This window comes from Catenovulum agarivorans YM01, from assembly GCF_000281085.1.
Lineage (GTDB): Bacteria > Pseudomonadota > Gammaproteobacteria > Enterobacterales > Alteromonadaceae > Catenovulum > Catenovulum agarivorans.
The window spans coordinates 186,901-201,655 of the sequence record NZ_JH767528.1; the positions used below are offsets into that span (position 1 = coordinate 186,901).

Here is a 14,755-nt window from a genome sequence, read left to right on the forward strand (position 1 = left end):
ATCATAGACCAGACATCAAGCGTAAAGGTTCCTCATCAAGCGCTGCAAGCTGCTCTTTGAAGGCCAAAATTTGTTGTTCCCAATATCTTTGTTCGGCAAACCAGCTAAAACTATGCTGAAAAGCTGGATCTAACCAGCGTTTGGCTATCCAACCCATGTAGTGAAGCATGCGCATTGCGCGTAAAGGTTCGATCAGTTTAAGCTGTGCAGGAACAAATTCGCAGAACTCTTCGTAACCTTCTAACATGGTTTCTAGTTGCAACATTTGTTGATTGCGATCGCCCGATAACATCATCCAAATATCTTGCACTGCAGGGCCTGAGCGTGCATCGTCTAAATCAACAAAAAATGGCCCGTCGCGCCATAAAATATTGCCAGCGTGGCAGTCGCCATGTAAGCGGATATTGTGATAGTTTTGCGCTTGATATTCGCTCGCACAGCGCGCAACCAGTTGTTCAACTATGGTTTTAAATGGCAGTTCAATGCTGGTTGGCATTAATTCACTATTGAGTAAAACTTTTTGCGCATCAAATAAATATTCTTGGCAGCTAATTTGTGGTCTGTATTGGAATTTTTGTTGTTGACCAACTTGGTGAATACGGCCGATAAAACGCCCCATCCATTCCAAATGGTCTAAATTGTCATTTTCGAATGAACGACCACCAACACTTGGGTATAGGGTAAAACGATAGCCGCCGAAGTGATGCAAACTTATGCCATCAATCAGCATAGGTGCAACCATAGGCACTTCTGCATCAGCTAGTTGTTGGGCAAACTCATGTTCTTCGATAATTTGTTGTTCAGTCCAGCGTTGTGGGCGGTAAAACTTAACCACATATCTTTTATTGTCGTCTGCAACAAACTGGTAAACGCGATTTTCGTAGCTATTCAGTGCTATTAAGCCTGATTGTGGATAAATCGCCAGCGACTCAATAGCGTCTAAAATTAAGTCTGGGGTTAAGCTGCTAAAAGAAAAATCATCTGACATTTATTTAATTCCGGCCAGCTTAAAACAAACTCGATTGCTGACTTTGGTTGTGCACAATTGTTTGCATTAGTTTATCTGGATAGACATCGTAGCCCAAATGCTTTTTTAACTCGTCTAACCAAAGTTGGGCTAATTGATGCACTTGTGCATTGTCGGCGGTGTGGATAAACAAGTAAGGTGTTTTGCCTTGCTCTAACCAAGTTTTGAAGTGTTTTAACCAAGGCTGAATAAATGGCAAATTGTCTTCAAGTTTAGTGCAGCCGATAAAACGCACCATAGGTTTATCAGCTGTGGCAATTAAATGTACTGGCACTTTAGGCTTTTTCTTTTGTGCGTCAATGATTGCTTCTGTGTTGGGTATTTGGCTGTGCACAGGGCGCGAGTCCATTAACACTCGGTTGGCTTTATGGGCGATTAATAATTGATTAAATTCTTTTTCGCTTTGTTGTTTATTAAAAAAATCAGAGTGGCGCACTTCAACGGCAAATGGCAACTCAGAGTAAGCTGTTAAAAATTGCGCAAGATCATTTAATTGTTGTGCGCTAAAAAACGGCGGTAGCTGCAATAAAATTTGGCCGATTTGATTGTTGTTTATCAGTGGTTCAAAGCGTGTAATAAACTCTGCCATCTCGGCATCAGCATGTTTTAACATCAGCTGGTGACTAATACTTTGTGGCACTTTAAAACAAAACTTAAACTCGTCACTGACTTGTTCACGCCAACGTTCAACCGTTTGTTGATTTGGCAATGCATAAAAACTGGTATTGCCTTCGACAGTTGAATATATCTGGCTATAAAAACCTAGATGTTGTGTTTGTGCGGTTTTACTTGGAAAAAAGTTATGTTGCCATTGTGGATGAGTCCACATAGCGCAACCAAGTTGGATTTGAAATTGTGGCAAAACTAGGTTATTTAAAAGTCAAAGATGCAAAAAATTATAACTTTAATACACCCAGACTTCTACACGACGATTGCGCTCTTGCCCTTGAATACTGTCGTTGCTGGCAATCGGTAATATGCCACCAAATCCTAAGCTATCAACCACGCTGATACCGCGAGACGATAGCGCTTGCGCAACTATTTTTGCTCGTTTTATCGAATTGTTTAGCTTTGTTGTTGCTTCACCTTGGTTGTCCGAAAAGCCCATCAAAACAACCCGTTTGTTTGGGTATCGCTCAAAATAGTTGAGTAAACGCAGCAGATCACGTTTGCCTTTGTTATCCAAATTTTCTTCTGTGTAGTCAAAGCGCAAAGTCACAGATAATCTTTGTGCTTTACCCGCATATTTGTTGTAGTTTGCTGGTGCGCCCGTCACTGCATATGTTTCTTCTAAGCTAATGTTTTGTGAAACTAAACCTGTGTTTTCGACTATGTTTTGGCCTGCGTCGCTAATAGCAAATGCGGCAAAATCTTTAACTATAGTTGGACTTGATGTGGGCGTGTACAGATATAAACGCCGCGTTAATGCATAATCTTCACTACTAATGGTAAATAATGTTGGGTAAAGCGCATTGGTATGCTGGTTTTCGTATATAGCTAGCGCTTTATTATGCGATATATAATTAAGACCAATAAAACCGACCGCGCCTTCATTACGCGCAACTTTTTGTGAAAGCTCCGAGCTAGACTCCAATTGAATCGCATTTGCTGCTAACTCGGCTGCATATTTATCTAATACCAGATGATCAAAAGTGTCTCTAGTGCCTGAATGTGTGTCGCGTGCATATACTTCAATATTTTGGTTGGCACCACCAACTTGATGCCAATTGGTTATTTGTCCTGAAAATATTTTGGCAACTTGCTCTATACTTAAACTGTTTATGTTGTTGTTTTGATTAACGATAATAGCTAAACCATCCAGCGCAATTATATGCTCGTTTCCTACTTTACTTAAATTGCCGTGTGGATTGAGTAAATCGAGCAGCTCTTGTTTTTTTATCCGCCGAGATGACATCACTATCTCAGTGTCATGCTGTTGCAAGGCGTTAAAACCAGTAGTCGAACCGTGCGATTCAATAATAATTTGGTAATGGCTTTGTCTAACTTGAAATTTGAGGATTTGGCTAAGTGTTGCTGGGTTTTTTGCCCAAGCTAAATTATAACCGCCTTGCGATTTGATAAAGTGTTCAACCAAGTTGGGTGCGAGTTTTTCACCTATGGTATTTGAGCCTGCAAGCCGAAACAAAACTTTGGCATTACTGGTGGTTATTGCGTTTGTTGGGCCGTTATGGTTTTGGTGGCTGGCTGAAGGTGCTTTATCCGCTGACAGGGTTTGATTTTCTGACAGTTCAGGGTGAGTGATCTGCTCAACTGTTGGTGTTGAGAAAAACCACATAAGTAAGATAATTGTCACAACAGCAACAACGCCGCCAAACCACAGCAGGCGCTTGTCGTGTTCGATAATATTATTATCTTGCGGTTGACTCATCAATCAAACCTATCTGTTTCGACTTGGCTTAAAGAGAGTCAGTTTAAACTGCAAATATGACTGCAGTATGTCCAAGTGGTCAGTTGGGAATTATTGGTCTTGGTATACGCCAGATTCAACTAAAACACGGGCGAGTTCAACCATTTCAGCTTCGGTATTTTTTTGCTCGTCTTGCCAATCTATACCTATGCGTACACCATCACTACCTAATTCTTCTAACCAAAAATCAAAATATTCAGCCACTGGAATGCTAGTTGGTTTGTAGTCTGCCCATTCATCAGTGCAGGTGGCTTGCGCCGCTTGTTCACTGCTCCACACTAATAATACTTCGGTGTTCTCAAATTCTTGAGAGTCTACAACAACCCAGTCTTCTTCGGCAGCGTCAGCTGTTAAGCCCCATAAAGTTTGAGAGTCTTTAACTTTGTTGGCAAATTCTAATAACGCTTGGTGTGTTTCATTCATTTGTTCTATACCTAATAATTGTACTAAATGCAGGTTAAATAACTATTCTTCATAGCATAGCGGATAAAACAACGCTTTAATATTTTTTCCTTGGCAATTTAATTGTAAACTTGAGGTTTTTTCTTGGGGCTAAAATTATGGCAGATTTAGGAACTTTATATGTGGTCTCTGCACCGAGTGGTGCAGGTAAATCAAGTTTAATTAAAGCTTATTTGGCAAACCACAATCAAAATGCCAGTGTTTCAGTGTCACACACAACACGTGCGCCGCGCCCGGGTGAAGAAAATGCTGTGCATTATCATTTTGTAAATCATACTGAGTTTGAAAAACTGATCGCCGAAGATGCTTTTTTTGAATGGGCAGAAGTGTTTGGTAATTATTATGGTACGTCAAAAGCGGCAATTCAGCAGCAGCTTGAGCAAGGTTTTGACGTGTTTTTAGACATTGATTGGCAAGGTGCACGTCAAGTTAAAAAACTGCAACCGTCTGCCAAAACTATCTTTATTGCCCCTCCTTCACAAGCTGAGTTGTTATCTCGTTTACAAAAACGCGGGCAAGACAGTGACGAAGTAATTGCTAAACGTATGCAAGAAGCACAAAGTGAAATATCTCATTACAATGAATTTGATTTTATTGTCGTGAATGACGATTTTGAGCAGGCATTGGCTGATTTAACCGCTATTTTGCGTGCTCAACGCTGTACTCAGCAAAAACAAGCGAAAAAACATCAGGCTTTATTTAGTGATCTCTTGGCTTAAGCTTGATCATAAAGTAAACTGTTTAGCCTTTTTTTAAATAATTAGCATAGATAGCGGAGTAACTATGGCTCGCGTAACGGTTGAAGATGCGGTTGAACAAGTTGGTAATCGCTTTGATTTAATTTTGGTTGCAGCGCGTCGCGCACGCCAAATTGCCTCAGAAGGCAAAGATCCTTTAGTTGATCCTGACAACGATAAAGCAACAGTAATTGCTTTGCGTGAAATTGAAGAAGGTTTAATTAGCTCAGCGATTATGGACGCTCAAGAACGTCGTGAAACTCAAGAGCAAGAAGCAGCTGAAATTGCAGCTGTAGCAGCGTTTGCTCAAAACAGAGAATAATCTCGCATACCCAAGCCTTTGGGTATAACCATCCCATTTATTGCCACCTTGCAATAAATGGGAATGGCTTCAAAAAAATAACTTGCCATTGACGTGTCCGTCATTCAAATTTGTGGCTAAACTTAAAGTTCGTCTTAATCAGATTTAATGCGTTTTTCTTCAAGTAACTTGGGTATTTTGTAAAGAACTTTTTTGTGGGAAGGTTAGGTGGATTTATATCAAGACTTAGGTGAGTTAGTTCAAAGTTATTTATCACCAGAAGAAGCTGATTTAGTAGCAAAAGCTTTTGTGGTTGCGCGTGATGCCCACGAAGGGCAATTTAGATCAAGCGGCGAGCCTTATATTACCCACCCAGTGGCAGTAACACGCATTCTTGCGCATATGCACTTGGATTATGAAACTTTATGTGCTGCGTTATTGCATGACGTGATTGAAGATACAGAGTTAACCAAAGACGACTTAGCCGAAACTTTTGGCTCTGTGATTGCTGATTTGGTTGAAGGTGTTAGTAAACTCGACAAAATCCATTTTAATAGTAAACAAGAAGCGCAAGCGGAAAACTTCCGTAAAATGATTATGGCCATGGTGCAAGATATTCGTGTTATCTTGATTAAACTAGCCGACCGCACCCACAATATGCGCACACTTGACTCATTGCGCCCAGACAAACGCCGCCGAATTGCCACTGAAACCTTAGAAATTTATGCACCTATTGCGCATAGATTAGGTATTCACGATATTAAAAATGAGCTAGAAAACTTAGGTTTTAAAGCCATGTATCCTATGCGTTATCGTGCTTTAGGTGCAGCGGTTAAATCGGCGCGTGGGCATAGAAAAGACGTTATTGAAAAAATTGGCAACGAAATTCGTAAACGCATTGGCGAAAGTAATATCCAATGTATAGTTAAAGGTCGCGAAAAGCACTTGTATAGCATCTATAAAAAGATGAAAAATAAAGAGCTGATGTTTAACGATGTGATGGATATTTATGCGTTTCGCATCATAGTCGATGATGTGGATACTTGTTATCGCACATTCGGTATTATGCATAACTTGTTTAAGCCAATTGAAGGGCGTTTTAAAGATTATATTGCCATTCCACGTATTAATGGTTATCAATCATTACATACTTCGTTAATTGGCCCGCATGGTATTCCACTCGAAATTCAAATTCGCACCCATGATATGGAGCTAGCTGCTGACAAAGGCATAGCGGCGCATTGGGTGTACAAAGCGCCTGAAGATGACGAAGAAGCGGGCGATAAAGCGGCAAAAGAGCCTGTAAAAGAACAGAAAAAAGTTGTCAAAATTAATCCGAAAGTCAATAAAGACGCGGAAAACACGCCAGTCGACAAAGAAAAAGAAACTTGGTCGTTTAAAGCGGGTGATGGCAGCACAACCGCGCAAGTACGCGCGCAGCGCTGGATGAATAGTTTAGTTGAACTACAACAAAGTGCCGGCAATTCGTTTGAATTTATTGAAAACGTTAAATCAGATTTATTCCCCGAAGAAATTTATTTATTTACGCCTAAAGGGCGCATCATTGAACTGCCGAAAGGGGCAACTCCGGTTGATTTTGCTTTTGCTTTACATACAGATATAGGTTTTACCTGTGTGGGTGCAACGGTTAATAACAAACCTATGCCGCTCAATCAGCCATTAGAAAGTGGCCAAACTGTCTATATAGTGACCTCAAAAGGTGCACGACCAAACGCCAATTGGTTAAATTTTGTTATTACCCCACGGGCTCGTTTGCGCATTCGTAACTATTTGAAAAATCTCAAAGGCGAAGAGTCGGTTGATTTAGGTAAACGTTTATTAAAAGTGGCTTTGGGTGATGTTGAACTCAACGATATTCCGGAAGACAATATTGCTGCGGTCTTAGACGAAACTAAGTTGCAAACAGTCCATCAGTTATTAGCTGAAATTGGTTTGGGCAACTTAATGAGCATAGTAGTTGCGCGTAAATTATTAAAACGAGACGATGCGACGACCAGCCAAGGTGAATCTTATTTAGATAAGAAAATTTCTATCCGTGGTGCTGAAGGTATGTTGGTGACTTTTGCTAAATGTTGTCGACCTATACCGGGTGATAGCATTATTGGTCATGTCAGCCCTGGTAAAGGTATAGTGGTACATATTGATAATTGTCATAATGTGCGCGATGCAGCTACTGAGCCATCTAAATATTTTGATGTTAGTTGGGATAATTCACCTAACGAAGAGTTTGCCTGTGCTTTACGTTTAGAATTGCACAATGTTCATGGGGCACTGGCACGGGTAACAACCGCCATTTCAAAAATGGGCTCGAATATTCAGAGTTTATATTCTGAAGAAAAAGACGATTACATTTATAACGTAGATTTAGTTTTAACAGTAACGGATCGCATTCATTTAGCGCAAGTGATTAAAAAAGTACGTTTAATTGAAGATGTACAAAAAGTCGAACGTTACAAAAGATAACTTACAATTAGACCTTTGAAGAGAAAGAACAATGTCAAAACAAATTATTAGTACAGACAAAGCACCTTCAGCAATTGGCACCTATAGCCAAGCGGTAAAAGTTGGTACAACTGTTTATTTATCTGGTCAAATTCCATTGGTTGCTGAAACCATGGAAATGGTTGATACAGGTTTCGCAGATGAAGCTCATCAGGTATTTAAAAACCTAGCAGCAGTTTGTGAAGCGGCTGGCGGTTGTTTAAACGACATGGTTAAGGTAAACATCTTTTTGTTAGACTTGGCTAACTTTGCCCAAGTAAATGAAATTATGGCGCAATATTTTTCAAAACCATACCCTGCGCGAGCAGCAATTGGTATTGCTCAATTACCAAAGGGTGCACAAATAGAGATAGATGGTGTAATGGAGCTTCCAAGCACTAATTAATCTGTACTTGGGTTTCTAGGGGCTATTTTTCCTTTTTGCAATGTTAAATATCGCACTAAAAAAATTTGTCCCTAGAACAAGTTAACTTGTTATCCAAAATTTAGCTTAACAAAATCTATCTAAGCCTGTAGTTAGTTATGTTACTGGCTAAATTCACCAGTTATAAATCCTACAATCATTATGACCCCAGAAAGATTAGCCCGCATTCAAAGCATGTTCAGCAACCGTCAGCCTGATTTGACAGTTTGCATGGAAAATGTCCACAAAACCCATAATCTATCTGCCATTGTGCGCACAGCTGACGCGGTTGGTATCCATGATGTACACGCAATTATGCATATAGATAACCCGCTAAAAACACGTTTGCGCACAGGTACTGCTAAAGGTACCCAAAATTGGGTTAATGTACATGCACACGATGACTTGGATGAAGCTTTGGCTGTATTTAAGCAGCAGGGCATGCAAATAGTGGCCACTAACTTGTCCGATAGGGCGGTTAGTTACACCGAAATTGACTACACCAAACCGACTGCGCTGATATTGGGGCAAGAAAAATATGGCATTTCTGAGCGTGCATTGGCTGCAGCTGATCATCATGTAGTTGTACCTATGTTAGGCATGGTGCAGTCGCTTAATGTTTCAGTTGCTGGTGCGTTAATTTTGTACCAAGCGCAGCAACAAAGGCTAGCCGCCGGCATGTATGGTGGCGAATGTAAATTACCAAAAGCTGAACAACAAAGATTATTGTTTGAGCGCGGTCATCCTATTTTTGCCGAAGCTTGCCGACGCAAAGGTTTACCTTATCCGTTAATTAATGAGTTAGGCGAAATTGAAGCAGACGAATTGTGGTGGCAACAAATGCAAATGACGGATGACGCTTGGTTACAGAGTCAACAGGCAACCCAATAATTTTGTTAGAGTCTTGAGTATTGGCTTTCTAGTTGACTATAACCTAAACCATTGTGTTTATTGACGCGTATCTGCACTGGAATTCGCTCTTTTAAACTTTCGATATGGCTGATAATGCCAATCATCTTGCCACTGGCATTCAGCCTATCCAAGGCATCTAACGCTATGTCTAAGGTATCAGAATCAAGCGTGCCAAAACCTTCGTCTAAAAACAGCGATTCTATATTGGTTTTGTGACTGACCAAATCAGATAATGCCAGTGCTAGTGCCAAACTGACTAAAAAGCTTTCGCCGCCTGATAGTGTTTGAGTGTCGCGTTCAACTTCATTTTGCCAAGTATCTATTATGGCTAAGTCTAAGCCATCTTGTGATTTGCGTACCAACTGATATCTATCGTGCAAATGTGCCAGTTGTTGGTTGGCCAAATACACCAGTTGTTGCAAGGTTAAGCCTTGAGCAAATTTTCTAAATTTATCCCCTTCGGCTGAGCCAATCAGTTCATTGAGTAATGCCCAGTTTTGATGCTGCTGTTGTGCTTGAGTTATTTGCTCAGTGAGCTTGGCAAAGTCTTGTTTAAGCTTTTGCGCATATAGGTATTGTTGGTTAACTTCACCGAGTTGTTGCAACAGGTTTTGATAAGCGGTTTCTTGCTCGGCTAATGTTTGGCTAAGCAGACTCAATCCATCTTGTTGCGAAAATTGGCTAAGCTCGCTGGCAATATCTTGCTGGGTTAATTGTTGCAATTGGTCAGATAAACTCGCCAGCTGATTTTGATATTTCCGCTCATTTTGTTCAATTTGCTCTAGCTGTTGGCAGAATTCGTTGAGCTCATTTTCTGTTAATAGTGCTTGTTGCCAACTGGCCTCGTCGGTAAAAGCATTCTCAGCGAGTTTTTGCTGGCAGAGTTGTTGTTGCTGTTCCAGCTGCTGCTCAATTTGTGTTTTAGTTTGTTGATAATGCGTCAGCTGACTTTGTTGTTGCGACAGCTTAATTTGCAATTGGTTTAGTTGGTGAGTTTGCTGCTGTAGTTTCTGCTCTGCTTGCTCAAGGTCAGCTGCAATCTGCTGCTGCACTTGCTTAACAGGCGCGCCATTAAACCAATTGGCTCTTTGCTGTTGTAGTTCGTCTAACTTACTGGTTAGTTCAGCTAATTCAGTTTGTTGCTGTTGATATACTTGACTGGTTTCATCAAGCGTTTTTTGCTGGTGGGCTAGGTCACTGGTACATTTTTGTTGTTGCTGTTGTAAGTTGTGCAATTGATTTTGCTGCTGCTGATATTGTTCTATTTGTTTGTTGGCACGAGCAATAATTTGCGTAAACTGCGACAGCTGTTGCTCGTCTAACTCTTGCTGTGAAATCAGTTGGCTATCAACAAGTTGCTGACTTAACTGCACCACTAAATCTTGTTGTTTGAGTTCTGTTTGCTGATAACGAGTGTTTAATTCGGTTGACTGCTCAGCTAGGTTATTTTGTTGGTTATTCAGAGCGTTTATTTCACTTGTTAAACTTAGCTGTTGCTGAGTCGCGAGTTGAGTTTGGTGTTGCAACTGGGCAATTTGATTGTCTAGCTTAACGCTGGTATTGAGCTTATCTAATAAAGTGTTTAACTGCTGTGTCAGCTTGTTTAATTGCGCAGTGGCATCTTGCGGCCAATCAATAAATTGCTGCTGGAGTAAATCAGGTGGTGTTATGGCGCTTGGCATCTCTAATGACTGACAACTGGCGAATAAACTCTCGGCTAATTGCTGATAGTGCTGTTGCTCTGCGGTTAATTGTTGTTGCAACCAAGTTTGTTGATGTTGCTGCTGGTCAACTTGCGATTTTAATTCACTGCCTTGTTTTTCTAGCGCTTCAAGCTCTATGGTTAGCTTTTGCTGGCGTTGTTGCTGTGTAACTAAGCTTTGGTCTACTTCGGGCAAATCGTTGGCATATGGGTGCTCTAACGCGCCACACAAAGGGCAGGGGCTATCATCTTGTAAATTGTGCCTGTGTGCTGCTAACGACATTATGGTTTTGTGCTGTTCAATAATGGTATTAACATCACTTAGCTGCTGTTTAGTGTTTTTGTATTGATTACGCAGTTCGAGCAATTTCGGGTTAACTTGCTCAATTTGTGTTTGTGCGTCTGCTATTTGTTGTTTTAAGGCGTTAATTTTTTGCTGCTTGTCGACAACTTGTTGCTGCACATTGTCAATTTGCGCTAATTGGTTAAGGCTAGCTTGCGCTATTTGAATATCTAGTTGTTTTTGTTCGCTAGTTAACTGATTAAAACTCGGATCTTGTTGAGTGGCCAACTCTTGGATTTGTGCTTCAAACTGTTTTAGCTTGTTTTGCAGCTGTTGTTGTTCTGGATGCTTTTGTCCAAGCGAGCTGGATACAGTTTGTTGCTGCTGAGCGATCTGTTGTTGTTTTTGCTGCAGTTTGTTTAATTCGTCAGCCAACTCGTTAATATGCTCTAACTGGTTTTGCCAATGCTGTAGGCTTGTTTGATTTAACTGTTTTAATCCTTGGTGTTGCTGTAGCCAGTTTTGGCAATTGTCGAATTGGTGTTGTAATTCTTTTGCTTGTTGCTGCAGCTGTTGACAGCTTTTTTCCGCAGTCGTCAGTTTTTGTTGTTGCAGTTCTACCGCTTGTGTTAACTGCAGCTGTTGTTGGCTGGCCTGCGATATCTGTTGATCGAGCGGGCGCACTTGTGTCTCAAGTTGCTCAAGGATGTGTTGCTGATTGTTTTTCGCTTGAGTGAGATTTTTTTGCGCAACTGTTACTTGGTTTTGTTGTTGTTCAACGTCAGTACTTGTCTGTTTAACTTGGCTTTCGCTGCTGCTAATTTGCTGATGTGTCGCAGTTAATTGTTGCTGCAATTCAGCCAGCTTTTCCATACTGGGTTGGCAGTTTTTCGCAGCTTTTGCTTGGTCAATTTTATCTTGTAAATTTTCCGATTGTGTTTTTGCCTGCTGTGCTTTTTCTAACTCACTGCTGGTTTGGTTGATTTGTTGTTGTAAAGCTTGCTGTTGTTGTAACCAATGTTGCTTTTGCCTATATAAATTTAGTTGGTTTTTATCCGCGTCTGCTTGTTGCTGTAGCCGTTTTTGTTGCTCTAATAATGCAGAAACTTCGTCATCAGACAACAAATTAACGCTATTTTGTTGGTCAGTTAAGCGCTGCAGCGCTTGTTGGCTAGTTTTATAGTTGGCAAAGACTTGTTTGGAAATTTGGCTATAAATTTCTGTGCCTGTTAACTCTTCCAACAGCTCTGCCTTTTCATTGCTTTTGGCATTTAAAAACTCAGCGAAGCGCCCTTGTGATAATAAAATAGATTTAGTAAAACGCGCAAAATTCAACCCACTGAGTTGTTCTATTTGTGCTTTGACTTCGGGCAATTTGTCGGCAATCAGTTTTTGTTCGTCTAGGTGGTACAGCTCAGCTTTTGGTGGTTGTAAATTACCTTCCGCATCACCGCGGGCGCGGCGCTGAAACCAAGTTGCTTTGTAGCTGTTATCTTTAATGGCGAACTCAACTTCGGCTAAACATTCAGCAGTATGCCGGGTCATTATTTGATTGTTATTGGCCGAGACATTCAGCCTAGGTGTTTGATGATAAAGCGCCAAACAAATTGCATCTAACAAGGTACTTTTGCCGGCTCCCGTTGCACCTGTGATCACAAATAAACCATTGCTGGCAAATGGCTCTTGGCTGAAATCTATTTTCCAATCGCCTTTCAGCGCATTGAGGTTTTTTAAACGCAGGCTAAGAATTTTCATTTTCTTCGCTCAAACTTTGTTGATGGCTTTGGTTAAATAGCTGGGTTAAGTCTTGAATTTGCTCTGTGGTTAACTCTAAGTTTGCTACGCGCTGGTTAAATACATCTAGTGGTGTGAGTTCATCTAAACTAACACTTTTTTCCGCGAGTTTTTGTTGGATAACCTTCTTGCTGCGGCGCACTCGCAATATTTCTAACTCTGAATCAACAGTTAGGCTCAGCAGTTTTTGTTGTAAGTCGCTGTGATACTCATCACTGCTGATTTCTATATCTAACCAAATGTTTTGTTCAAGTGCTGCCAATTGCGCGAGCTCATCCTCTATTTGTTGGATATCGCCTTTGAGCTGGCGCATAGCTTGACTGCATGGAATATCTAAAGTGCTAATGTGTAAATTTTCCGTTTGTTCCGCATTGGTGTCGACCAATACCACAGATTTTTGCTGGCTAGCTTCGTCAAAACTCATAGCTATTGGTGAGCCTGAATAGCGTATCTGCTCTTTTTTGCCGATAACTTGTGGTTGGTGAATATGTCCCATGGCCAAATAATCAAACTCTGGCAATGCTTCAATAGGCACAGCCTCTAAACTGCCAATATAAATATCGCGCACAGAGTCGGTTATTTTGGCATTAACTATGGTTAGATGAGCTGTGCCGATAATAGGAACTTTGGTGCCAATGTCGTTGGCAATTTGCTGCTGTTTCTCTAGGGCAATTTGGTACAGTTGTTGGTAGTGTTGTTGAATGGCAGGCAATAATTTGTTGTTTGTTTGGTCTGTTTCTGAATCAATAGAGTTGGCTGTGTATAAGTCACGCGGGCGTAAATAGGGAACAGCGACGAGTATTGCGCTTGCTTGTCCATCTTTGTCAGTCATTAACTGCACTTGTTGCTGATAATTTACTGAATCTTGTTTATTGGCCGCTTGGCTAATTAAACTGGTATTCAGCGCTTTATAGAGGTTTTTGTTTTCATTTAGGACCGCTACTGAGTCGTGGTTGCCGCCTAGCAACAACAACTGGCAACCGACTTCATGCAGCTGAATTACCAGCTTATTTAACAAGGAGCGCGCATAACTGGGGGGCGCGGCTGTATCGTAAATATCACCAGCCACAACTAAAAGTTCCACTTGCTTAGCCGCTATTGTCTCTAGTAGCCAATCGAAAAAAGCTTGATGCTCGGCAGCGCGATTTTTGCCATAAAAATTTTGGCCTAAATGCCAGTCTGAGGTGTGAATAAAGCGCAAACCAAGCTCCTTGTCGAATTAACATAAAGCGCGCAATTCTAAACTTAACGTAGTTGTTTATCCACCAAATCACAGTGCATTTGGTAATTCATATCTAGGTTAAGCCATTTGCGTTTATTTAATTGCGCTTTTTTCAATATATCTCCATGGTATTTTTCAAATAACTTATTAAAACTACCGTCAGCTATTGTTTGATTCAAACCCCTTAAAACGGTTTGACCATATTTTTCAAACGCTTGCTCGCTTAATACAAAACGCATCTCGGCTTTATAAACAATCATCCAGTTGGGTTCTATCACAAATGATTCGTTGGTATGGTGCTCTAATTCGATAAAGATTTCAGATACCGAGCGCGGGAAATAATCACCATGCCCTTTACGTAACATATTAAATAATGCTTCGTAGGTAGAAGATGTGGTGATAGGTAAACCATGGTGTAAATAAAAGCGGGTATCTGGCCAATCGTGCCCCATGATGGCTGTATATTTAAAAAAGTCGCATGGATGTTCAATTTTGCTGAATTCTTCTAGTTTGCTTTTGTGTAGCATGATCAAACGATTGCCAAATATACCTTGGTAAAGATCAAACGGAATTGAATATGGATAGGCTTCGCGCGTTTGATCCATCATGGTCCACATAATATCAACTAAACCATTTTCAACCGCCCATAATGCTCTTTGTTGCTGCATTGGTGTATTGGCCGTGACTATATTTACTTTTTGATTGGATAGCTTGAGTGCGAGTTTTAGTAAATCTATCGGATAATCATCACGCATATCTCTGTCGTGGCGCGGTTTGGGATAAATCAATACTTGGTTGGCATGTACTGGGACAAGTGTTGAGTTAAAGACGGTCAATAAACAAATAATTAAACCATGGAGCACAGGTTTGAGCATGTCTGTACCTTAACTGTTTATGTATAACTTAAGTTTAGGTGATGGCTGGAATTATTTACAAATCTGCATTAGAGAATAAACACCAC

Annotated in this window: 12 protein-coding genes; 5 read left to right on the forward strand and 7 right to left on the reverse strand. The window is 40.7% G+C overall.

Annotated features, from left to right (window positions below):
* Position 1: 1 nt before the first annotated feature.
* The 4 genes from WSC_RS0112020 to WSC_RS0112035 all read right to left on the reverse strand — a co-directional run bounded on the left by WSC_RS0112020 (position 2) and on the right by WSC_RS0112035 (position 3,878).
* A complete protein-coding gene (locus WSC_RS0112020; RefSeq protein ID WP_016956183.1) occupies positions 2-988 on the reverse strand; it encodes a serine/threonine protein kinase in 987 nt (328 codons plus the stop codon).
* 19 nt (positions 989-1,007) lie between these two features.
* Positions 1,008-1,856: a DUF72 domain-containing protein gene (locus WSC_RS0112025; protein WP_016956184.1), complete on the reverse strand. Its 849-nt coding sequence runs from the start codon at positions 1,854-1,856 to the stop codon at positions 1,008-1,010.
* A 75-nt stretch (positions 1,857-1,931) separates the two neighbouring features.
* A complete protein-coding gene (locus WSC_RS0112030) occupies positions 1,932-3,416 on the reverse strand; it encodes a substrate-binding domain-containing protein (RefSeq protein ID WP_016956185.1) in 1,485 nt (494 codons plus the stop codon).
* Positions 3,417-3,506: 90 nt separating this feature from the next.
* Entirely contained in the window at positions 3,507-3,878 is a 372-nt protein-coding gene (locus WSC_RS0112035; RefSeq protein WP_016956186.1) for a DUF2750 domain-containing protein, read from the reverse strand.
* 137 nt (positions 3,879-4,015) lie between these two features.
* Here WSC_RS0112035 and gmk point away from each other — a divergent pair, with 137 nt between their 5' ends.
* The 5 genes from gmk (at position 4,016) to trmH (ending at position 8,772) form a co-directional block, all read left to right on the forward strand.
* Entirely contained in the window at positions 4,016-4,636 is a 621-nt protein-coding gene (gene gmk, locus WSC_RS0112040) for a guanylate kinase (RefSeq protein WP_016956187.1), read from the forward strand.
* A gap of 64 nt (positions 4,637-4,700) precedes the next feature.
* A complete protein-coding gene (gene rpoZ / locus WSC_RS0112045) occupies positions 4,701-4,976 on the forward strand; it encodes a DNA-directed RNA polymerase subunit omega (RefSeq protein WP_016956188.1) in 276 nt (91 codons plus the stop codon).
* Positions 4,977-5,183: 207 nt separating this feature from the next.
* Entirely contained in the window at positions 5,184-7,439 is a 2,256-nt protein-coding gene (locus tag WSC_RS25290; protein WP_016956189.1) for a RelA/SpoT family protein, read from the forward strand.
* A 31-nt stretch (positions 7,440-7,470) separates the two neighbouring features.
* A complete protein-coding gene (locus WSC_RS0112055) occupies positions 7,471-7,863 on the forward strand; it encodes a RidA family protein (RefSeq protein WP_016956190.1) in 393 nt (130 codons plus the stop codon).
* Between the two features lie 180 nt (positions 7,864-8,043).
* Positions 8,044-8,772: a tRNA (guanosine(18)-2'-O)-methyltransferase TrmH gene (gene trmH / locus WSC_RS0112060; protein ID WP_016956191.1), complete on the forward strand. Its 729-nt coding sequence runs from the start codon at positions 8,044-8,046 to the stop codon at positions 8,770-8,772.
* 5 nt (positions 8,773-8,777) lie between these two features.
* On the opposite strand, the gene WSC_RS0112065 is transcribed toward trmH, so the two are convergent.
* The 3 genes from WSC_RS0112065 to WSC_RS0112075 are packed head-to-tail and all read right to left on the reverse strand — an operon-like array spanning position 8,778 to position 14,669.
* Positions 8,778-12,533: an AAA family ATPase gene (locus WSC_RS0112065; RefSeq protein ID WP_016956192.1), complete on the reverse strand. Its 3,756-nt coding sequence runs from the start codon at positions 12,531-12,533 to the stop codon at positions 8,778-8,780.
* Complete coding sequence (sbcD, locus tag WSC_RS0112070) at positions 12,520-13,773, reverse strand: exonuclease subunit SbcD (RefSeq protein ID WP_016956193.1); 1,254 nt, start codon at positions 13,771-13,773, stop codon at positions 12,520-12,522. Before sbcD ends, WSC_RS0112065 begins: the two co-directional genes overlap by 14 nt.
* 44 nt (positions 13,774-13,817) lie before the next feature.
* Positions 13,818-14,669, reverse strand: a complete 852-nt coding sequence (locus tag WSC_RS0112075) for a hypothetical protein (RefSeq protein ID WP_016956194.1) — start codon at positions 14,667-14,669, stop codon at positions 13,818-13,820.
* Positions 14,670-14,755 lie beyond the last annotated feature (86 nt).